Annotated in this window: 18 protein-coding genes; 6 read left to right on the forward strand and 12 right to left on the reverse strand. The window is 67.6% G+C overall.

The annotated features are described in order from the left end of the window. A partial coding sequence (locus ACH0BU_RS13985) for a hypothetical protein (RefSeq protein WP_500264203.1) occupies positions 1–282 on the forward strand: 282 nt, incomplete at its 5' end. A 234-nt stretch (positions 283–516) separates the two neighbouring features. Here the strand turns inward: ACH0BU_RS13985 and ACH0BU_RS13990 are convergent. Next, positions 517–1665 carry a DmpA family aminopeptidase gene (locus ACH0BU_RS13990; RefSeq protein ID WP_500264204.1) on the reverse strand — a complete coding sequence of 383 codons (1149 nt, stop codon included), beginning with the start codon at positions 1663–1665 and terminating at the stop codon, positions 517–519. 214 nt (positions 1666–1879) lie between these two features. Between ACH0BU_RS13990 and ACH0BU_RS13995 the strand changes: the two genes are divergently transcribed. Beyond that, complete coding sequence (locus ACH0BU_RS13995; protein WP_296221284.1) at positions 1880–2662, forward strand: SDR family NAD(P)-dependent oxidoreductase; 783 nt, start codon at positions 1880–1882, stop codon at positions 2660–2662. Between the two features lie 179 nt (positions 2663–2841). After that, complete coding sequence (aguB, locus tag ACH0BU_RS14000) at positions 2842–3702, forward strand: N-carbamoylputrescine amidase (protein ID WP_046408890.1); 861 nt, start codon at positions 2842–2844, stop codon at positions 3700–3702. A gap of 10 nt (positions 3703–3712) precedes the next feature. On the opposite strand, the gene ACH0BU_RS14005 is transcribed toward aguB, so the two are convergent. From ACH0BU_RS14005 to dapA, 11 genes are all read right to left on the reverse strand, one after another. Then, on the reverse strand, positions 3713–4894 hold the full coding sequence (locus tag ACH0BU_RS14005; protein ID WP_314472184.1) for a class I SAM-dependent RNA methyltransferase: 1182 nt from the start codon (positions 4892–4894) through the stop codon (positions 3713–3715). A 35-nt stretch (positions 4895–4929) separates the two neighbouring features. After that, positions 4930–6291, reverse strand: coding sequence for an NAD(P)H-hydrate dehydratase (locus ACH0BU_RS14010; RefSeq protein ID WP_500264205.1), 1362 nt, complete (start codon positions 6289–6291; stop codon positions 4930–4932). After that, the gene (locus ACH0BU_RS14015) at positions 6288–6692 is read right to left on the reverse strand and encodes a hypothetical protein (RefSeq protein ID WP_082102891.1); all 405 of its coding nucleotides are present in this window, start codon (positions 6690–6692) and stop codon (positions 6288–6290) included. Before ACH0BU_RS14015 ends, ACH0BU_RS14010 begins: the two co-directional genes overlap by 4 nt. Then, positions 6673–8394 (reverse strand): dihydroxy-acid dehydratase, encoded by a 1722-nt coding sequence (gene ilvD / locus ACH0BU_RS14020; RefSeq protein ID WP_296222632.1) that lies wholly within the window; start codon positions 8392–8394, stop codon positions 6673–6675. Before ilvD ends, ACH0BU_RS14015 begins: the two co-directional genes overlap by 20 nt. Positions 8395–8481: 87 nt before the next feature. Then, positions 8482–8826, reverse strand: coding sequence for a response regulator (locus ACH0BU_RS14025; RefSeq protein WP_046408965.1), 345 nt, complete (start codon positions 8824–8826; stop codon positions 8482–8484). A gap of 68 nt (positions 8827–8894) precedes the next feature. Then, complete coding sequence (locus tag ACH0BU_RS14030; RefSeq protein ID WP_314472189.1) at positions 8895–11288, reverse strand: response regulator; 2394 nt, start codon at positions 11286–11288, stop codon at positions 8895–8897. Between the two features lie 59 nt (positions 11289–11347). Further along, complete coding sequence (locus tag ACH0BU_RS14035) at positions 11348–13444, reverse strand: M13 family metallopeptidase (RefSeq protein WP_296219834.1); 2097 nt, start codon at positions 13442–13444, stop codon at positions 11348–11350. Between the two features lie 42 nt (positions 13445–13486). Further along, positions 13487–14071 carry a DUF2062 domain-containing protein gene (locus ACH0BU_RS14040; RefSeq protein WP_417158923.1) on the reverse strand — a complete coding sequence of 195 codons (585 nt, stop codon included), beginning with the start codon at positions 14069–14071 and terminating at the stop codon, positions 13487–13489. After that, entirely contained in the window at positions 14071–14553 is a 483-nt protein-coding gene (smpB, locus tag ACH0BU_RS14045; protein ID WP_046408884.1) for an SsrA-binding protein SmpB, read from the reverse strand. The genes ACH0BU_RS14040 and smpB overlap by 1 nt, the downstream gene beginning before the upstream one ends. Before the next feature lie 48 nt (positions 14554–14601). After that, entirely contained in the window at positions 14602–14922 is a 321-nt protein-coding gene (locus ACH0BU_RS14050) for a hypothetical protein (protein ID WP_296219838.1), read from the reverse strand. An 86-nt stretch (positions 14923–15008) separates the two neighbouring features. Then, complete coding sequence (gene dapA / locus ACH0BU_RS14055) at positions 15009–15884, reverse strand: 4-hydroxy-tetrahydrodipicolinate synthase (RefSeq protein ID WP_296219841.1); 876 nt, start codon at positions 15882–15884, stop codon at positions 15009–15011. Positions 15885–15960: 76 nt separating this feature from the next. Here dapA and ACH0BU_RS14060 point away from each other — a divergent pair, with 76 nt between their 5' ends. The 3 genes from ACH0BU_RS14060 (at position 15961) to ACH0BU_RS14070 (ending at position 18826) form a co-directional block, all read left to right on the forward strand. Further along, the gene (locus ACH0BU_RS14060; RefSeq protein ID WP_296219843.1) at positions 15961–17979 is read left to right on the forward strand and encodes a lytic transglycosylase domain-containing protein; all 2019 of its coding nucleotides are present in this window, start codon (positions 15961–15963) and stop codon (positions 17977–17979) included. 71 nt (positions 17980–18050) lie between these two features. Beyond that, positions 18051–18533 (forward strand): transcription elongation factor GreB, encoded by a 483-nt coding sequence (gene greB / locus ACH0BU_RS14065; protein WP_046408880.1) that lies wholly within the window; start codon positions 18051–18053, stop codon positions 18531–18533. A gap of 53 nt (positions 18534–18586) precedes the next feature. Next, a complete protein-coding gene (locus ACH0BU_RS14070; protein WP_145118574.1) occupies positions 18587–18826 on the forward strand; it encodes a hypothetical protein in 240 nt (79 codons plus the stop codon). The last annotated feature ends 9 nt before the right edge of the window (positions 18827–18835 follow it).

Consider the following 18835-nt stretch of genomic DNA (forward strand, 5'->3'; position numbering starts at 1 on the left):
AAACTTGTTCGTCGTCTTGCTCATACTGGCTCCACCTTCTCAGGAGTTGGAGCCTCCGACAAACCCGGGGCGGTTCACTTCCAGCTCTTAGCTGAGCGGAGAGAGCGCAACGCCAGCGAGGCGGCATCTCAGCGCGACGAGATCGTTCGTGGCCACGCTGCAGGCTGGAACGGGCTCTCACAGTCAATCCTGATCGCCGGCGGCTTTCTGGTTTTGATGTTCTTCTTCCTCTTGGTCGCAATCGAGCGGCATCAGCGTCGCTCACGCTCGCCGGTAGCTTAAGCAACAGTTACAAGGTTAGCTCAGCTTCCTAGTGATCCTTGAGCGAGCGAGATGTCAGGCCTGCGGCATCATCAAAGTTAATGCCGCAGGCCTGCCCGTTGGCGGCGCTGTTTGCCCGCATCGAGCGGCGCGGGGGGCCGGGAGCCTAAGTTCGACTACCCCTGCCTCGGCCTTTAGACATCTTGGTGCGCTGCCTACCTCCTGAGCCCGCAGGCGGTTTGAGGCGAACGGCCCTCACTTCCCCGCGCCAGCAACCCACGGCAGCACCTTGTCCAGCGGCAGTTGCTCGGCGGTGCCGCGATGCCCCGTCACCGTCCGGGCGGCGAACAGCGAGTTGATCACCGCTTCCTCGGTCGCCTCCGCCGCCGCCTGGAACAAGGGCGACATCGCCTCGTTGCGCAGCTCGGCCGCCGTGGCACCGACCGCCCCCGTCTTCCCTTCCTCGCGGCGCACCGCCGCATGGGTGGAAAAGGCGATCGCATAATCGCCCGATCCGTTGGAGAAGGATGATCCGGTCCGTCCGATCCCGATGAACGCGCGCTTGGCGATCCGGCGCAGGTTGCGGTCGGAAAGCGGCGCGTCGGTCGCGATCACGATCACCACCGATCCATCCGCCGTGCCGCGCTCCACCCGCCCGGCGAACTCGTGCCGCCCCAGCCGCTGGCCCACCGGTACGCCGGCGATGTTGAGCACCCCGCCGTAATTGCTCTGCACCAGCACGCCCAGCGTCCAGCCGCCCATTGCGGCCGGCAAGCGGCGTGACGCCGTGCCGATCCCGCCCTTATATTCGAACGCGACCGTTCCCGTGCCCGCGCCCACCGCGCCCTCCGCCACTGGCCCCTCGCGCGCGGCCTCGATCGCGCGGCGCGCATCGGCGATGGTCACGCGCCGGCGGCGGATGTCGTTCAGGAAGCCGTCGTTGGTCTCCCCCACCACCGCGTTCACCGATCGCACCTTTTCGTTGCCCGGCTGCGCCAGCGTCCATTCGACCGCCGCCGCCATCGCCTCGGGCACGTTCAGCGTGTTGGTCAGCAGGATCGGCGTCTCGATCTCGCCCAGCTCCACGACCTGAGTCGACCCGGCGAACTTGCCAAAGGCGTTATAGGCGACGAACCCCGCCGGCACGCGCGATCGGAAGACGTTGCCGCCATGCGGCACGACGGCGGTGACGCCGGTATGCACGTCGCGCCCCTCCTCGATCGTGACATGCCCCACCCGCACGCCGGCGACATCGGTGATCGCGTTGCGCGGCCCTGCCGGCAGCACGCCGATCGTCACCCCCGCCTCGCGCGCGCGCGGCGCCTCAGCCTTGCCGCCCTGTCCCGCGATCGCCGCGGCGGAGGTGATCGCCAGCAATCCGGCCGCCGCGATTGTCTTGCCCAACGTCAAATCCTCTTCCCCCTCTGTCGCCGCACCGCGGGGCTCGGCATCATCCGCCCCCCGCTCCGCGCCTTGTCGTTCCTGTTCCATCACGCCCACCTATGAAAAGCATCGCCCGCCGGCGCCAATGCCAAAAGTGACAGGCCCTCCAATCTGGCGTCCTGCCCCCCGACGCGGCTAGGCTCCTCCGCGACAAGAACGATGGGAGAGAGAGACCATGGCCTATACACCCTTTGACCTTACCGGGCGCGTCGCGCTGATCACCGGCGGCAATGGCGGGATCGGCATCGGCATGGCGGATGCGCTGGCGCAGGCCGGGGCCGATGTGGTCATCTGGGGCAACAATCCGGCGAAGAACGAGGCGGCCGAGGCGCGCCTCGCGCAGCATGGAACGCGAATCATCGTCGACCGCGTCGATGTGGCGGATGAGGCGGCGGTCGACGCCGGCGTAGCGCGCGCGCTGGAGGCGCTCGGCCGGCTCGATTTCGTCGCCGCCAATGCCGGAGTCGGCGAAGGCGCCGACAGCTTCGATACGATGAGCACCGATCTGTGGCGCCGCGTGCTGGCGGTCAATCTCGACGGCGTGTTCTGGACGCTGCGCGCCGCCGCCCGCCACATGGTCGCCCGCGCAAAGGATGGCGATCCCGGCGGCTCGCTGCTCGCCACCTCCTCCACCTCCGCGGTGCACGGCGCGCCGCGCAACCAGGCCTATGCCGCGACGAAGGGCGCGCTGCTCCCGATGATGCGCGGCCTCGCGGTCGAATATGCCCGCCACGGCATCCGGGCCAACGCCATCCTCCCCGGCTGGATCGCCACCGACATGACCGCGCGGGCGCAGGGCAATGACCGCTTCAATGAAAAGGTCATCTCCCGCGTGCCGATGCGCCGCTGGGGCGAGCCGGAGGATTTCGGCGGCCTCGCCGTCTATCTCGCCTCCGACGCCTCACGCTTCCACACCGGCGACACGTTCACCATCGACGGCGGCTACACGATCTTTTGATCGCCGTTGGCGCGAAACCGGGCCTGTTCGCGCGATCTGGCCACGACAGGCCGCGAACAGGCCAATTGTCGCCAGCGCGGTTGCGGGCGAGGCCGCCGGCAGGCCGCGCGTGCGACGCCGGCGGCCGGCCGCTCGCGACAGGGTGGCGGCCGGTGGCGCGATCTCCTACATGGCCGCGCATGACCGAAATCACCGTCGCCGCGCTTCAGCTCGCCTTTTCCGCCGACATGGACGCCAACATCGCCAACGTTTCCCGCCTGGTACGAGAAGCGGCGTCGCGCGGTGCCCAGGTCATCCTCCCACCCGAATTGTTCGAGGGCGAATATTTCTGCCGGGTCGAGGATGAAGGGCTGTTCGCCAACGCCCGCCCCACGGCCGAGCACCCCGCCGTTCTTGCCATGCAGTCGCTGGCATCGGAGCTAAAGGTCACGATTCCCACCAGTTTCTTCGAAGCCGATGGCCCGCACCATTACAACAGCCTCGCGATGATCGGACCCGACGGCAAGGTGCAGGGCGTCTATCGCAAGAGCCACATTCCCGACGGCCCGGGCTATGAGGAGAAATTCTACTTCCGCCCCGGCAACACCGGATTCAAGGTCTGGGACGGCCCGGCCGAAAGCAAGGGCGCGAAGCTCGGCGTCGGCATCTGCTGGGACCAATGGTATCCAGAAACCGCCCGCGCCATGATGCTGATGGGCGCGGAAGTTTTGTTCTATCCCACGGCGATAGGCAGCGAACCTCATGACACGTCGCTGGATACCGCCCGCCTCTGGCGCCGTGCGATGGTCGGCCATGCCGTCTCCAACGTGGTCCCCGTGGTCGCCGCCAACCGCATCGGCGTCGAACACGATCAGACCTTCTACGGCACCAGCTTCATCTGCGACGAACGCGGCGACATTCTGGCGGAGCTTGGCCGCGAGGAAGAGGGCGTGATTACCGCCACGATCGACATTGATCGCGTGAAGCGCCACCGCGCCGCCTTCGGCTTCTTCCGCGATCGCCGGCCGGAACTGTACGGCCGGCTGACCGCGGACGTCTGATCGCAGCCGGTCAGCGCCGGCTCAGGCTGGCGGCCAGTTCCACATGGGTTGACCAGCGGAACTGGCCGACCGGCTGGATCCAGTCGATCTGCCAGCCGCCCTCCACCATCGTCTTCACATCGCGTGCGAAGCTGCTGGGATTGCACGAAACATAGGCAAGCTTCGGCGTTTTCGATCCGGCCAGTGCCTGCGCCTGCTCCTTGGCGCCGGCGCGGGGCGGATCGATCACGACGGCGCTGAACCGGTCAAGCTCCGCCGGGGTCAGCGGGCGCCGGTACAGGTCGCGATGCTCGGTGAACACCGTGCGATGCGATCGCGCCGCCGCCGCCTTCAACGCCATGATCGCCTCGCGTCCCGCCTCCGCGGCATAGACCCTACCGGGCAGTGCCAGCGCGAAGGTACCAAGGCCAGCGAACAGGTCGGCCACGACGCCCTCGCCGGTCACCACCTCACGTACCGCGGCAACCAGCGCGGCCTCGCCCTCGCGCGTTGCCTGCAGGAAAGACGCTGGCGGCAGCGGCACCGGAACGCCGCCAAGTGTAATGGTGACCGCTTCCGGCTCCCAGCGCACCTCTGGGCCGTAGCCCTCGTCGAAGGCCACGCGCGCCAGTCGATTACCCTCTGCAAAGGCGGTGATCGCCTCTGCCGCTGCCAGCCCCTCCGGCATCACGCCATTGATCAGCAGGTCGACGCCCTGATCGGCCAGCGTCAGATGCACGTCCAGCCGACGGCGCGGTCGCAGAACATGGATCAGCCGCCGCAGCGGCGCGACCAGCGCGAACAGTTCTGGCGCCAGCACATGGCATTCGGCAAGGTCAACGATCGCATGGCTCTTCTCCATCGAAAAGCCGATCCGGCCCGAGCTTTCCGCATGAAGCGTGGCACGCCGCCTGGTCCGCGGCGGCGACAGCGCCGGCGCCCGGATCGCCGCCTCCAGCCCCTGAGTGGCCAACGCGCTGCTGATCCGATCGAGGATGAACTGGCTCCAGCTGGCATCATCCAGATGCTGCAACTGGCAACCGCCACATTCGGGGAAGTGCCGGCACGGCGGCACCTGGTGATGTGGCCCCGCCTCAATGTCACCATCGGGCAGCACGCGATCGCCGGGCGCCGCAAAGGGCACATGGCGCCCATTCCCCGTCACCCCTTCGCCGCGGGCGGCAACCCGCACGATCTCATCAACATCACTCACAGCTATTACTCACAAATCATTGTTTTCACGGCAGGTCATGCCGTGAGTGTCAGGTGGCCCACCAGGTCGTCGGCGATGAAGGCTGCTCCCGCCCGTCGTGCCGCCTCGGCGTGAAGCCACACCCCTTGGACTGCCGCCTCCATCGGCTCAAGCCCTGCCGCCAATCGCGCGCCGATCACGCCGGCAAGCACGTCGCCGGTACCCGCCGTCGACAGCCAGCTACTGCTGCCCGAATGAACGATGACACGGCCGTCCGGGGCGGCGATCACTGCGTCGGGGCCCTTGTGCACGACAACCGCCCCGGTCCCTTCCGCCGCGGCGACGGTTCGGTCGATCTTGCTGCCCGAGCCCCTGCCGAACATCGCATCGAACTCGCCGGCATGCGGCGTGAGGATCGCGGCGCCGGCACATCGACGATCATCCATCAGACGCAAAGCGTCGCCATCGATCACCAGCGGTCGCCCGCTGGCGAGCGACCCAACCAGGCGCTCTTCGGCACGCTCGTCCCGCCCCAGCCCCGGCCCGATCACAACGGCGCCGATCCGATGATCCTCCAGCGTCTCCGCCGTGAACCGCCGCCTGACGATCGCATGCGGCAGCCGGTCGGTGGCGCTGCCGAGCAGCAGGACATAGCCGGCGCCAGCCCGCGCCGCCGCACTGGCCGCCAGCGCCCCCGCGCCCGGCATCGCGCCCGCAACCACGGCAACCATCCCGCGCGAATATTTATGCGCCGACGCCGCGGGCGGCTCGATCACGGGCGCTGCTGCCGCGCGCACCCGGCTCGGCGCCTCGAGCCCAATGTCGACGAAGCGCACCGTGCCGCACTGCGCCGCGGCAGGCTGGAGCAGATGGGCCGGCTTCACCGCCCCCATCGCCAGCGTCAGGTTCGCGGGGGGCAGATCGGAGAGGCAGACGCCATCGTCCGTCGACACCCCGCTCGGCACATCGACGGCAATCGTGAGCCGCGCCGCCGTCATCAATCTGCGCAGCGGGCCCGACACCCCCTCGTCCAGCGCACGCGACAATCCGATGCCGAAGATCGCATCGACCAGGATCGGCGCCGGGAGCGCCTCCGCCAGGGCCTCCACCTCCTCGCCCCAGCGTTCGCGCGCGGCACGCGCTTGCGGGGTCGTCGCCGGCGCAAAGGTAGCCACGCGGACCGGCAGCCCGGCGCGGCGCAACGCGGCGGCCGCGACATAGCCGTCGCCACCATTGTTGCCCGGCCCGCACAGAACCAGCACTTCCGCGCCTGCCGCCAGCCGGCGCACCTGCTCCGCCACGGCTGCGCCCGCTCGCGCCATCATTTCGTCGGCGCTGACCCCCGCCGCTATAGCGCGCGCCTCAGCCTTGCGGGTGTCCGCCGCCGTCAGCATCGCCTGCCCATCGATCGGGATCATTGCGCCTCTCCGCTGATCCTGGCGGGCAGCCGGTAACGGTCACCCGCCACGGACACTTCGATCACGTTCTTGCCCACCAAGGCGACCTGCGCCGGCTCCGCACCGTCGGCCGCCCGAACGCCGCGGCCATCCTCCGTCACCAGAAGCCGGCGAAACCCACCGTCCGGGTGTCGCAGCGTGAGGACGACGCCGGCATCACGCTCGGCGCGATCCACCGTGCACGAGGGGGTAAACGCCCCCGCGTTCGCCAGCGCGCAGGGCAGCCGCGCCGGTCCGGCCGCCGCGGCCTGTTCGCCGCCTCTCGCAACCGCGGTCGGCTCGCCGCCAACCGGTGCGTCCTGTCGCGCCTCGCCGCACGCGGCGAGCATGACCAGTAGCGCGCTAGATATCCGCGTAGACATGGCTTTCGGCGGCGGCTCCCGGGTGCGTGACAGCTCCCTTGTACGCCGGCCCTACGTTCTGCGCATAGCGCCACAACGCGCCCGACCCGTAATCAGTGGGACGCGGCTGCCAGGCCGCGCGGCGCGCCTCCAGCACGTTGGCCTCGACCAGCAGGTCGATGGTGCCCGCCTCAGCATCGATGCGGATCGTGTCGCCGTCCTCGACCAGCGCGATCGGGCCGCCCTCCGCGGCCTCGGGGCCGACATGCCCGATGCAGAAGCCACGCGTTGCGCCCGAGAAACGCCCATCGGTGATCAACGCCACCTTCTCGCCCATGCCCTGACCATAGAGCGCCGCGGTGGTGGACAGCATCTCGCGCATGCCGGGGCCGCCCTTCGGCCCTTCGTAGCGGATGATGATCACCTCACCTTCGCGGATCTCGCGATTCTCGACCGCCTGGAACGCATCCTCCTCGCAGTCGAAGCAGCGCGCTGGCCCTTCGAATTGCAGGCGGTGCATCCCTGCCACCTTCACGATCGCGCCATCCGGCGCCAGCGAGCCGCGCAGGCCAACAACACCGCCCGTGGGCGTGATCGGCGATTTGGCGTCATAGATGACCTTCTGGTCCGGGTTCCACGTCACCTGCTCGATATTCTCGCCCAGCGTCTTGCCGGTGACGGTCAGGCAGTCGCCGTGCAGCAGGCCTTCGGCGAGCAGCGACTTCATCAGCATATAGGCGCCGCCGGCCTCGTACATATCCTTCGCCACATACTGGCCGCCGGGCTTCAGATCGGCGCAATAAGGCGTCGACTTGAAGATCTCGGCCACGTCGAACAGGTCGAACTCGATGCCGGCCTCATGCGCCATCGCCGGCAGGTGAAGCGCGCCGTTGGTCGACCCGCCGGTCGCCGCAACGATGCGGGCAGCATTCTCGAACGCCTCGCGCGTGCAGATGTCGCGCGGGCGGATGTTTCGCGCCAGCAACTCCATCACCTGTGCACCGGCAGCAACCGCGATCTGCTCACGCGTCGTATAAGGTGCTGGCACCATGTTGCTGTTCGGCAGGGACAAACCGATCGCTTCGGCAACGCATGCCATGGTGTTGGCGGTATATTGGCCGCCGCAGGCACCATGCCCCGGGCACGCCACCTTCTCCAGCGCGTGCACTTCCTCGATCGGGCAGGCACCCGCCGCATGGCGCCCGACGACCTCGAACACGTCGACCACGGTCACGTCGCGGCCCTCGAACCGCCCTGGGAGGATCGAGCCGCCATAAACGAAGATCGACGGGATGTTCAGGCGCAGCATCGCCATCATCATTCCCGGCAGCGACTTGTCGCATCCCGCAAAGCCGACCATCGCGTCGTAGCAATGGCCCCGGACGGACAGTTCGACCGAATCGGCGATCACCTCGCGGCTGACGAGACTCGCCTTCATCCCCTGGTGGCCCATGGCGATGCCATCGGTCACGGTGATCGTGTTGAAACGACGCGGCATGCCGCCGCCCTGCTCCACCCCGCGACGCGCCGCGTCGGCCTGGGCGTCGAGCGTGGTGTTGCACGGCGCGCTGTCATTCCCGGCGCTGGCAAGCGCCACGAACGGCCGGGCAATCTCTTCCTCGGTCAGGCCCATCGCATAATAATAGCTGCGGTGAGGCGCCCGCTCGGGGCCGACGGACACATGCCGGCTGGGCAGCCGGGCCTTGTCGAAACGTTGGGTCATGGACCGCTCGCTATGCCGCAAGGCGCCGCCGAGCAAGCATTGAACGTTACTGCGGGCCGGAAAGACCGAAAATATCCGGCCGCTGCCTCAGAGTGCGTTGAGCGCCTTTTCCACCCCGTCCAGCGTGAACGGCTTCTGCAGGATCGGGCGGGCGCGAAATTCCTCCGCGATCATGTCGTCCGCACCGCCGGTGGCGAACACGAACGGCACGTTGCGTTCAGCCAGCGCGGCCGCGATCGGCCAGCTTTTCTCACCCCCGCGCAGGTTCACGTCGAGGATGGCGCAATCGAAGCCGCCCGCCTCCACAAGCGGCAACGCCGCCTCCACGCAGTCTGCCGTTCCGGCACACTGACGATCCAGTGCATCGAGAAAGTCCTCGAGCATCATGGCGATAAGCGGCTCATCCTCGACGAGCAGAACGCGGCTAGTCATGATCAGCCCTTAGAACGCGCAAGCTGTTCCCGCAATGTCCCCACACGTCGATCGTGTGACATTGCGTGTCAGCCCTGCTGGCCGAGCGCCTCGCGCGCTGCTTCGGCGAGCTGCTGGACCGAAAACGGCTTGGGAATGAAGGCGACATTCTCGATGTCGATCGACCGGCGCAGCTGCTCCTCGGCATAGCCGGACATGAACAGGATCGGCAGGTCAGGGTAACGCAGCCGGATACGCCGCGCCATCGTCGGGCCATCCATCGCCGGCATCACCACATCGCTGACCAGCAGATCGGGGCGCGGGTGCTGCTCGATCAACTCCAGCGCGATCTCGCCGTTTTCCGCTGCGATGACGGTATAGCCCTGCCGCGTCAGCGCACGCTCCGCCACCGCGCGCACCATGTCCTCGTCTTCCACCAGCAGCACGGTACCGGTGCCCCAGAGTTCGGCGGGCTTTGCCTTTGGCGCGGCCTTCCGCGGCGCCACCGGCTCACCGCTGGCGTGTACCGGCAGATAGATGGTGAAGGTCGCGCCCTGCCCCGGCTTGGAATCGGCGAAGATATAGCCGCCGGATTGTTTGACGATGCCATAGACCGTCGACAGGCCGAGCCCCGTTCCCTTGCCGACCTCCTTGGTGGTGAAGAACGGCTCGAAGATCTTGGGCAGTGCGTCCGGCGCTATGCCCGAGCCGGTGTCGGAGATCTCCAGCGCGGTATATTCCCCGACCGGCATGACGTCGGGACCGCGGCGCCGGATCTCGGCCGTTGTCGCCGACCGCGTCTGGATCATCAGCTTGCCGCCGCCATGCGGATATTTCGCTGCCATGGCGTCACGCGCATTCACCGCCAGATTGACGACCACTTGCTCCAGCTGTCCGGGATCGGCGCGCACCGGCCCCAGGTTACGCCCGTGCCGCACCTCCAGCGTGACCATCTCGCCCAACAGCCGCTTCAGCAGGTTCGACACTTCGGACACGACATCGGGCAGTTGCAGGATCTGCGGCCGCAGCGTCTGCTGGCGCGAAAAGGCGAGCAGCTGGCGCGTCAACGCCGCCGCCCGATTGGAGTTGTTCCGCACCTGCTGGATGTCGTCATAGTCGCTGTCGCCCGGCGAATGGCGCATCAGCATCAGGTCGCAGTGACCGATGATGGCGGTCAGGATGTTGTTGAAATCGTGCGCCACGCCACCGGCCAGCTGGCCGACCGCCTGCATCTTCGTCGCCTGTGCGACTTCGCGTTTCAGCCGCGATTCCTCGTTGTTTTCCTTGAGGCTCAGCACCACCGCCGCATCGCCCAGCCTCCGCGCGCCGGCGATCGACAGCACCACCGGTTCCTCCGGCAAATCGCGCAGACGGACCGCAATGTCGGTGACATGGGCGGCCCCGCCGCCGGCAAAGCGGCGCACTGCATCCGCCACCGCGGCCTTGTCCTCACGCACCACCAGGTCGCCCGGATACAGCGGCGGGGCGTCGCGATCGACGGCAGCAGCGCGGATGAAGGCGTCGTTCATCTCGATGAACCGGCCGTCCCGATCGACGAGCGCGATGCCCAGCGGCATGAGCTGCACGAGCGTACGGATATGCGCCGCCGCTCCGCTGCCCAGGCTGACCGGCGCCTCGTCCTCATCGAGCAGCGCGACCAGGATCGGCGCGCCGTCGATGTCGGAGAACGGCACCTGCACCAGCCGCAGCGGATTGCCGTCGCGGCCCTCGCGCTCGAACCGGATCAGGCCCCGCTCATCCGTGATCAGGAAGCGCGCGAAATCCGCACCCTCCACGGCGGCATCGGCATGCCCCATCGCACGCATCCGCAGCACGGGATCGGCGGCAATGACCCGGCCGTCCGGCGTGAGCAGCGCGGCCATGATGCCCGATTCCGCCAGCCGCCGGCCGAGCGAGCCCGTCAGCGCCTCCGCGAGCGCACGCCCGCTGTCAGACCCCATCAGCGATGCCGCGCGCCAGATCAGCAGATCCTGCCGCTGGCCCGCGCGCAGCACGTCGAAATAGATCGCCCGTCCCGCGACTTCGGCATGCTCGACCCGCGCGCGCCCGTCGCGCCAGGCGGCGCGACCAGCAGCCGCCAGCGCACCCACGCCCGCTTCGCCGACCGGCAGGCCGGGGGGCGCGGACAGGCCGCCGAACAGCTCCTCAAAACGATCGTTGGCGCAGACAAGGCGCCCGGCACGATCCGTCACCGCGATCGCATCATCGCTTTCCTGCGCCAGCGTGCGGACCAGCTGCCAATCAACCGCCGGGCCCGGTGCGGGCGGTTCGGGCGCCAGCGCGCGCCACGCCACCAGGGCACCGCCCAGCACGATGGCCGCGGCGAGGAAGCCGGTCGCAACCGCCGTGTCCCCGATCACCCACAGGATTAACGCCGCGGACAACACGCCAGCGCCCGCCGCGGTCGCCAGCGCAGCGCGCGGCGTCAGGCGGGGCATGGTATCGGGAAACAGCGTCGCCATCCCGGCAACCCTTCAATCCCCACCGCGGCCGCGTCAAGCAGCGCGCGGCGGGCATGGCGTCACCAGATCCGGATGCGCTGCTCGTTCGTCAGGTACAGCTTCTGGCCCGGGCGGACGCCGAACGTATCATACCAGGCATCGAGATTGCGGACGATGTTCGCGCGCTGCATCCCGGGCGCGTGCGGATCGGACAGCAGGATCTGGCGCAGGATCGGCTCGCGATACTTGGTCCGCCACACCTGGCCCCAGCCCAGATAGAAACGCTGATCGCCCGTCGTGCCGTCGATCACCGGCGCCTTCTTGCCGCCCAGCGACAGGCGGTAGGCGTCATGCGCGACGACCAGCCCGGCGAGGTCGGCAATGTTCTCGCCCAGGGTCAGGGCGCCCTGCACGTGCTGGCCGGGCAGCGGCTCATAGGCGTCATATTGCGCCACGAGGCGGTCGGTGAAGGTCTTGAACTGCGCGACGTCCTTCTCGGTCCACCAATCGGTCAGCTTGCCGTTCACATCATATTTGCGGCCCTGATCGTCGAAATGGTGGCTGATTTCATGGCCGATCACGGCGCCGATCCCGCCGTAATTGATTGCCGGGTCAGCCTTCGGATCGAAGAACGGCGGCTGCAGGATCGCCGCCGGGAAGACGATCTCGTTCATCGTCGGATTGGCATAGGCGTTGATCGTCATCGGGGTCATGAACCACTCGCCCCGATCGATGGGCTTGCCCAGCTTGTCGATGTTGCGCTGGAACTCGAACTCATTGGCGCGCGCGACATTGCCGACCAGATCGTCGCGGCGGATCTCCAGCGCGGTATAGTCGCGCCAGCTGTCGGGATAGCCGATCTTCGGCGTGAAGGCGGCGAGCTTCGCCAGCGCCTTCTGCTTCGTCTCGGGCGCCATCCATTCCAGCTTCTTCAGGCGCTCCCCCATCGACGCGATGACGTTGCGCACCAGCTCGTCGGCCGCGGCCTTCGATTCCGGCGGGAAGTATCGGGCGACATAAGCCTTGCCGAGATCCTCCCCCAGATGCTCGCTCGCTAGATCGACGCCGCGCTTCCACCGCGCCTGCTGTTCGGGCGCGCCGGTCAGCTCGGTGCCGTAAAAGGCGAAGCGGGTGTCGTCGAACTCCTTCGGCAGGAAACGCGCATAGCTGGACAATGTGCGCAGCAGCAGATGGTCCTTCAGCACCGGCAGCGGCGTTTCCGCCCACACCTTCGCCTCACCGGTAAAGGCGGACGGCTGCGACACCAGCATCGGCGCATCCGTGGGAATGCCCGCGCCTTCGAAATACTGCGCCCAGTCATAGCCCGGCGCACGGGCGTTCAGCTCCTCGAACGTCAGCTTGTTATAGACCTTGTCGGCGTCCCGGCTGTCGACGCGGGTCCAGTGCGCCGCGGCGATCGCCTTTTCCATGTCGACCACGGCCGCTGCGCGCGCCTCCGCGTTCGGCTCACCCGCCAGCGTCAGCATCTTCGTCAGATACGATTGGTAGGCGGTCCGGTTGGCCGCCAGCTTGGCATCATCGTTCAGGTAATAATCACGGTCCGGCAGGCCCAGGCCCGACTGGCTGAACACCACGGCATAGGTCTCGGGATCCTTGTCGTCCTGGTTGACGTACATGCCGAACAGGGTGCCGACGCCGCGGCGCTGCATCCGCCCGGCTTCTTCAGCCAGCGCCGCCTTGCTCGGCGCGTTCTTGATCGCGGTCAGCCACGGCTGGACGGGCGTGACGCCCTTGGCATTCACCGTCGCCTCGTCGAGGAAGCTCGCGTAGAAATCGCCCGACTTGCTGCCCGGCTGGCGACGCTGCTCCTCCAAGATCGTGCGGGTCTGTTCGCGCGACAGGTCCTGCAGCACGTGGAACATGCCATAGGTCGATCGGTCCGCCGGGATTTGCGTATTCTTCTCCCAGGTACCGCTGGCATATTGGTAGAAGTCGTCGCCCGGCGGCACGCTGGTGTCGCGTCCGGCCATGTCGAAGCCGAAGGTCCCGATCTTCGGCCCGTTCGCCTTCGCGGCTGCCGGCTGACCCTGCACCGGCTGTCCCTGCACCGTCTTGCTGGGGGCGGCGGCCGTTTTGGGCGTGTCCGCCGCGGTCTGGGCAATCGCCGCAGCCGCGGTGGTGGAAAGAATCGCAGCAACCAGGAGGGACGAGCGCATCAAAATCGCCTTCAAGGGAATGAAAGGCGGTGTTTTATCCGCTCAAGACGCCTCGTCAACGTGGTTACGAATGTGACGGGACCGCCACTTGCGCGCGATCCACAAACGCCATCCCAGCATCGACAGCCCATAGCCTGCCAGCGACAGCACCGCGGTGACGATCAACAGGCCGAGCGCCGTCGCTGGCGCCGCATCCGACATCAGCCACTGCATCCAGCCCGATTGCGCGGCGTTGACCGCGGCGTCCTGCATCGGATCGCCGGGCAGCGCCCGGTCGAGGTGCAGCGTCCATTTGCCGATATAATAAGCCGCCACCCACAGCGGCGGGGTAGTCACCGGATTGGTGATGAACGTCGTTAGCGCGGCGGAGGGGATGTTGGCGCGAAACGGCAGCGCCAGCATGGCCGAAAAAGGGATCTGGGCGACCGGGAAGAGGATCCCGGTCACCATGCCCAGCGCCACGCCGCGCGGCACCGACCGGCGGGTGAACCGCCAGAGCTGCGGCGCGAGCACACGGTGCGCGACGGGGCGAAGCAGGCGGCTTTCCTCCATCGATTCGCGGGTCGGCAAATTGCGATGGCACCAGCCGGTGAACCGCTGCCAGATGCCGGGGTTGCGCGTGGCCACTAGCCGCGCTCACGCATGAGGCGGCCGGCCTCGCGCTTCCAGTCGCGCTCCTTGATCGCGTCACGCTTGTCGTGCGCTTTCCTGCCCTTCGCCAACGCCAACTCCACCTTGGCCCGACCCTGACTGTTGAAATAGATCATCAGGGGCACGAGGGTCATACCCTCCCGCGCCACGGCGCCGTGAAGCTTTCTAACTTCGCGCTCGTGAAGCAGGAGTTTACGGGGACGCTTGGGCTCGTGGTTGAAACGATTGCCGTGGCTGAATTCCGGGATGTTCGAATTCACCAGCCAAACGCCGCCTTCACTGACCTCGGCGTAGCTTTCCGCGATCGATCCCTCGCCGAACCGCAGGCTCTTCACCTCTGTGCCGGTCAGGACGATCCCGGCCTCATAGGTGGTGTCGATCGAATAATCGAAGCGCGCGCGGCGGTTCTCGGCGACGATCTTCTTCTTGTCGAAGATGGCGGGTTTGGGACGTGGCATGGACGGGGCGATGTAGGGCGTTGCGTCGTCCGTGGGAAGGCGGCGTGATCAGCGTTTGACGGTGCCGATCGGAACGCGGAGGCGGATCATCGCGCGATTGATCGGCGCCCCCTGCGCATCCGCCGCCCGCTCTGCTTCCGCGGCAAGCGTCCCGACCCCGTTTATCGCGGTTTCTGCCTTGGGCAGGGCGCGTTCGGGCGCGTAGCGATCCGGCATCGGCTTCAACCGGAAGTCATCGCCTGACCGGCCGCAGACGATGATCTCTTTCCCGGGCTTGGCGACCGGGCATGGGCGTTCCACGGGCGCGCGGGCGACCGGGGCCGGCGGTCCGGCAACTGCCTGCACGGTCAGCATCAACCAAGCCGCCACCGCTTTCTCCCCTGTTCGTTCGGGAACGTGCGGGGAGAATGCGGCGGGATTAAGAGCGCTTAGCCGATGCGTCCACGATGGCGCGATCAGAGCAGGCCAGCGCGCTCCAGCCCAGTGTCGACCGCGGCGCGGCTCGCCTCGTTCGGCCACGTCATTGGCAGGCGAAGTCCCTGCGGGAAATCAGGGCGAACACGGCTCATGGCATATTTCACCGGCCCGGGAGAGGCATCGGTGAACAGCGCGGTATGAAGCGCGAACAAACGATCGTGCAGCGCCAGCGCCTCGACCCCCGTGCCCGCCGCCTGGAAATCGGCGCACAGCCGGGGCGCGACATTGGCGGTGACAGAAATGCACCCCACCCCGCCCATGGCGTTGAATGCCAGCGCCAGATCGTCATTGCCGGACAGTTGGCTGAACCCCTCGCCCAGCGCCGCGCGATGCTGCGACACACGCTGGAGCACGCCCGATGCATCCTTGACCCCAACGAACACCTTGGGAAACGCCTCCACGATACGGATCAGCGTTCCCGGCTGGATGTCAGTCACCGTGCGGCCCGGTACGTTGTAGAGCACGATCGGCAGCGGGGAACTGGGCGCCAGCGCGGCGAAATGCTGGAAGATCCCCTCTTGCGAGGGCCGGTTGTAATAAGGCGGCACCATCAACGCGGCATCGGCCCCCGCCTCCTTCGCCGCCGCGATATTCTCCGCGGCAACGCGCGTGTCGTTGGATCCGGCGCCGGCAATCACCGGCACTCGGCCGCGGACCTGATCGACGCAGACCTTCACGATCGCGAAATGCTCATCCTTGGCCAGCGTCGCGGCCTCGCCCGTGGTCCCGCAGGGGACAAGCGCGGTGGAGCCTTCACTGATCTGCCATTCGATCAGTTCTCGAAAGGCGCGCTCGACGAAGCGGCCGTCGGCGTCGAACGGCGTGACGAGCGCCGGAATCGATCCGGAAAACATGTGTTGCTCCTGAAACGGATTGTGGTGCGTTGGGTCGTTCAGGACAGATACGGGTGAGCCGGCTATTCTGTCCACAATGGTGACTGGTTTGAGGGCAGGGGCATTGATCGCACTGGGAATAGGGTTGGGCGCGGCGCTGGTCGTCGCTCAGGGGCAGGATGATGCTGCACGCACGCGGGCAGCCAACGCCCTGGCGCAGTCGCAGCCTGCCGCCATGGCGCAGGTAACGAACAACGCCGATCTCGCCGCCGCGCTCGCGCAATGGCGCGCGTTGCAGCAGACCGACGGGCTGCCGTTCGACAGCTACGCCAGCTTCGTGATGGCGCATCCCGGCTGGCCGAACGAGGCCGCCAATCGCCGCGCGGCGGAGCGGCAGGCCAGCAACGGCTATGCCGCGCCCGCGAATGTCGTCGCCTTTTTCCGCCGCTATCCCCCGCTGACCGCGGCGGGCGCCGTGGCGCAGGCGAAGGCGCTTCAGGCCACGGGAGCGACGGGTGAGGCCTATGAGGCCGCACGCAATGCATGGCGGCGCGGCGCGCTGACGCCGACCGATGAATCGACGATCCTCACCAGCTTTGCCGGCGCCCTCCGGCCGGAGGATCATGACGCGCGGATGGACGCGCTGTTGTGGCAGGGATCGACCAGCATCGCTGCTCGGCAGATCGCGCTGACCTCCCCTGCCCGTCGCCCGCTGTTCGAGGCGCGGCTGGCGTTCCGCACCAAGGCGGAGAACGCCTCCGCGCTCGCCGCCGCCAACGATGCCGCGGGCGCGTCGGATGCGGGCTATATCGCCGACAAGGCGGTGTGGCTGCGCAATAGCGGGGCGAGCGCCAGCGCGCGGTCGTGGCTCGCCCGCACCCGCCGGCCCGGAATCGCCCTGCCCGGCAATGTCGAGAAATTCTACGAGGTGCTGCTGACCAATGCGCGCGCCGCGGCCGCCGATGGGCAGTATCAGCTCGCCTATGACATCGCGCGGCAGGTCGACGACGCCTATCCCGCCGGCACTGACGTGTCGAAGAAGCCCTATGGCGAGCGGGACGATTACACGAGCCTCGTCTGGCTGGCTGGCCAGACGGCGCTGAAGCAATTGAACCGCCCGGCTGACGCGATGACGATGTTCGATCGCTATGGCCGGGGCAGCCAGTCGCCGCAGACCCGCGCCAAGGGCTTTTACTGGGCCGGCCGCGCCGCCGAGGCCGCCGGTCGCAGCGCCGATGCCAGCGCTTTCTTCAACCGCGCCGCTGGATATCGCGATCAATTCTACGGCCAGTTGGCGCTCGAGCACCTTCGCCGCCCGCTGACCGCCCCGCGCGACGTGGCCTCCCCCGCCATCGATCCGGCCGCCCGCCAGGCATTCTTCGGCCGCGAAACGGTGCGCGCCGCGCAGTTTCTGGGCACTATTGGCCAGTACCAGGATCAGACCGCTTTCGTCCGCACCATCGCCGCCGACGTCGAGACCGATGCCGAGCATTTCCTGGCGGAGGAACTCTCCCGCTCCATCCGTCGCCCCGACCTGGCGGTGATCGTCGGGCGAAAGGCGATGCAGAACGACCAGACCGAATATAGCGCGATCGCCTTCCCCACCGTGTCGGTGCCTTCGGGCTATGACAGCCAGTGGACGATGATCCACGCCATCGCGCGGCAGGAAAGCCAGTTCGATCGCGCCGCCATCTCGTCGGCCGGTGCGCGCGGGTTGATGCAGCTGATGCCGGGCACCGCGCGCGAACAGGCGGGGAAGATGGGGCTGCCCTATGACGCCGGCCGCCTGCTGACCGACACGGGCTACAACACGCAGCTCGGCTCCAGCTATTTCCAGCGCATCTTCGGCATCTACGGCAGCTATCCGCTGGCGATCGCGGCGTATAACGCCGGGCCGGGCAACGTGAACAAGTGGCTGCGCGCCAATGGCGATCCGCGCACCGGGGCGATCGACATGGTCGAATGGATCGAGGCGATCCCCTACGGCGAAACGCGCAACTATGTGCAGCGCGTACTGGAAAACGCCGTGGTGTATGACCTCATGAACCCGCCGCGCGCCAAGAGCCGTGGCCCCGCCAACCTCAGCTGGTATCTCGGCCGCAATCGCACCGGCTGACGCATCGCGACCTTCCCTCGCCACGCGACGGGAAGGTCGCGGATCCGCTGCGGCTTGGCTAAGACGCCGCGATGGATCGCCCGAACTACATCACCCCCGCCGGCTATGCGACGTTGCGCGCAGAATACGACCAGCTGTTCGCCAAGGAGCGGCCGGCGCTGGTCGAGACGATCGCCTGGGCCGCCGGCAATGGCGACCGCTCGGAAAACGGCGACTATATCTACGGCCGCAAGCGGCTGCGCGAGATTGATCGCCGGCTGGGCTTCCTGTCGCGCCGCATGAAGGCCGCCAAGGTGGTCGATCCTGCGCAGGCGCCTGATCGCACCCGCGTCTATTTCGGCGCCAGCATTACGATCGCCGACGAGGACGACAATCACCGCGAACTCACCATTGTCGGCGATGACGAGGCGGATGCCGGCAAGGGGCTGATCGGCTGGAACGCCCCGCTCGCCCGCGCGCTGCGCGGCGCAGCGGTCGGCGATCTGCGCCGCGTCACGCTGCCCGCGGGCGAGAAGGAATATGAAGTGATCGCCATCGCTTATCCGGACGCCTGACGAAACTCGGCACCCTGCCCACTCGTTCTTCCACGCAGTGAAGGAGAGTAACAATGGCAGAGAACCCCCGCACCACCAGCGCCCGCGATCATGACGACAAGGATGTGATCGAAGGCATGATCCCCGCGGGTGACGCACAGGCCGGCACCAGCGGCGGCGCGCTGGCCCGCGACCTCGGCTCGCGCGCTGACCTGAAGCAGGTGGATGATCCCGACGGTTCGACCCCGCTGACCAAACAGGCGGATATCAACGCCGATCAGGCGTTCCGCAGCTCGCGACCCGTGGGTGGCTGAACGCTGCGT

The sequence above is a fragment of the Sphingomonas olei genome (assembly GCF_045369765.1).
GTDB classification, from domain to species: domain Bacteria; phylum Pseudomonadota; class Alphaproteobacteria; order Sphingomonadales; family Sphingomonadaceae; genus Sphingomonas; species Sphingomonas panaciterrae.

What these genes read in the sequence shown, in the direction of transcription:
- ACH0BU_RS13995 (WP_296221284.1), top strand. Translation starts at nt 1,880, where the DNA reads ATGGCCTATACACCCTTTGACCTTACCGGGCGCGTCGCGCTGATCACC.
- aguB (WP_046408890.1), top strand. Translation starts at nt 2,842, where the DNA reads ATGACCGAAATCACCGTCGCCGCGCTTCAGCTCGCCTTTTCCGCCGAC.
- ACH0BU_RS14010 (WP_500264205.1), bottom strand. Translation starts at nt 6,291, where the DNA reads ATGATCCCGATCGATGGGCAGGCGATGCTGACGGCGGCGGACACCCGC.
- ACH0BU_RS14015 (WP_082102891.1), bottom strand. Translation starts at nt 6,692, where the DNA reads ATGTCTACGCGGATATCTAGCGCGCTACTGGTCATGCTCGCCGCGTGC.
- ilvD (WP_296222632.1), bottom strand. Translation starts at nt 8,394, where the DNA reads ATGACCCAACGTTTCGACAAGGCCCGGCTGCCCAGCCGGCATGTGTCC.
- ACH0BU_RS14025 (WP_046408965.1), bottom strand. Translation starts at nt 8,826, where the DNA reads ATGACTAGCCGCGTTCTGCTCGTCGAGGATGAGCCGCTTATCGCCATG.
- ACH0BU_RS14030 (WP_314472189.1), bottom strand. Translation starts at nt 11,288, where the DNA reads ATGGCGACGCTGTTTCCCGATACCATGCCCCGCCTGACGCCGCGCGCT.
- ACH0BU_RS14035 (WP_296219834.1), bottom strand. Translation starts at nt 13,444, where the DNA reads ATGCGCTCGTCCCTCCTGGTTGCTGCGATTCTTTCCACCACCGCGGCT.
- smpB (WP_046408884.1), bottom strand. Translation starts at nt 14,553, where the DNA reads ATGCCACGTCCCAAACCCGCCATCTTCGACAAGAAGAAGATCGTCGCC.
- dapA (WP_296219841.1), bottom strand. Translation starts at nt 15,884, where the DNA reads ATGTTTTCCGGATCGATTCCGGCGCTCGTCACGCCGTTCGACGCCGAC.
- ACH0BU_RS14060 (WP_296219843.1), top strand. Translation starts at nt 15,961, where the DNA reads ATGGTGACTGGTTTGAGGGCAGGGGCATTGATCGCACTGGGAATAGGG.
- greB (WP_046408880.1), top strand. Translation starts at nt 18,051, where the DNA reads ATGGATCGCCCGAACTACATCACCCCCGCCGGCTATGCGACGTTGCGC.
- ACH0BU_RS14070 (WP_145118574.1), top strand. Translation starts at nt 18,587, where the DNA reads ATGGCAGAGAACCCCCGCACCACCAGCGCCCGCGATCATGACGACAAG.